This is a genomic window from Pseudomonas fluorescens (genome assembly GCF_005938625.1).
GTDB classification, from domain to species: domain Bacteria; phylum Pseudomonadota; class Gammaproteobacteria; order Pseudomonadales; family Pseudomonadaceae; genus Aquipseudomonas; species Aquipseudomonas fluorescens_BD.
In genome coordinates, this window is sequence record NZ_VCNJ01000117.1 from 1 (window position 1) to 1620 (window position 1620).

General features: G+C 53.5%; 1 protein-coding gene and 1 pseudogene. Both read left to right on the top strand.

Annotation, left to right across the window (positions count from 1 at the left end):
* Window positions 1-1042 precede the first annotated feature (1042 nt).
* Window positions 1043-1210, top strand: a complete 168-nt coding sequence (locus FGA82_RS32295; RefSeq protein WP_283242355.1) for a DUF5462 family protein — start codon at window positions 1043-1045, stop codon at window positions 1208-1210.
* A gap of 127 nt (window positions 1211-1337) precedes the next feature.
* Window positions 1338-1620: pseudogene (locus tag FGA82_RS31905) on the top strand (hypothetical protein); the annotation flags it as partial.

Genomic DNA, 1620 nt, shown 5'->3' on the forward strand with positions numbered 1-1620 from the left:
GGTGCAAAGGGTTTCAAGTTTGGAAACGGGCACTTCGGTAGGGAGGCCCGCTGGGGAGGGGGTGGGGGGAAGTCATTTCACACCTAAACGCTTTGCAAAAAAAATTACCACACGGCCCGTCGGCGGGAGGGGGATAAGTGCTTTTTCAGGCTGCGTTTTTTATTTGATGAGTTTTTGCTGAGGATAAATGTTGCACTAATTCGATTTGTAATAACTCTCGGAAGGAGGCCATCACTTCGACGTAGCCGCGGAAGCGTATGCGGTAATAGCCCGCGACATTGGTCGCCCTATCCATCACGCTATGCGCCCATGACTCATCGTTGACATCAATGTGCGCTGTGACATTGAAACCGAATTATCTGACCTTGTTCCCTGCCTCCCCTCGCCGACTCCGCAAAACGGTGAACCCCGAACGTTACACAAGTCGACAAAATGCTGCTCGGTGTCGAAAGGCGCGAAGAATATGCCGTACGCCAGATTCTCTGGAAGGTGACGAGCCGACGCAGCGCCTATAAAAACAGTGCCAGGCATAGCGTTTTACACAGAGATGCACAAGATCTAAAAGGCGAGAGGTTCAAGGCGAGCGGCAACATAATTTTTGACATCCGCTGTCAGGAGATAGTCTCGAGGCTATTTCAGCTCTCTTGAGGATTTCCTTACGAAAAATGAGGGTTCAGCTTACATAAACTCAGATTAGCTAGCGCCAGCATCAGTCGCGTATGTATTTCAGGCATTTAGTCTGAAACTACTTTCTGGTGACCTAACATGCGTTCACTCAGTTATTACCATACAAAGTTACCGGCCCGATCCTGCTTCACCTCATGTACTAAGCCAATTGCCTTTAAAAGGGTATTGCTGTGCGCCAGCAAGCAGGGATTCCCAGTTTGGCCATCTACCTCTAGTGACCACTGCCGCACCAACCCAGACCGTGAGTCTGCGCATGCCGCCGTCTTATTCTTGCTGATACGCCCTCAACACATGCCTACGCCCGGCCTGGAATTTAGAAGTCGGGCAAAGCCGTGGATGATTAGGGAGGCGGTCAATACCCAGTTGCTTCCCCCGAAGAGCGGACGTGGTCATCCCGCTGCCGGCAGGCGCCAAATCGGTGTCGCTGCGTAGCGACGGCCCGGTGTCGCTGCTCTATCCGAAAAGCTATCGGGGGGAACTCAACCTTGCACTGGAAATTGAGGGGTGGCGGGAGACGCCTTGAGGGGCCAGATCTGACGGCTCATTTCGTCTCATGAACCGTCAGATGTGGTGCTTGATCGGCGTCGCAAACAATCACAGCAGCAACGCTGTGTCGAAATGTGGCAATCACTGATATCAGGAGCAGCAAAATGAACAAGAACAAGTCTTTGCTGGTAGCCGCCCTGGCTGCAGCAGCTTTTGGAGGAGCCTCTAGCGCCATGGCGCTGACCTTCACCGATGGCGACTTCACCGGCAGCGTTGACATCAGCGGCACCGTCACCGTCCCTCAAGCCGCCAACCATTGGCAATGGGCTGCTGGCGATCCCATCAACTTTCCTTCTATCCTAGTCACCCAGATGGACAGCACTTATAAGATCCTGACCCTGCCTGCGGCCACCAACCTGCCCCTGCTGGTGGGGCAGACCATTCAAG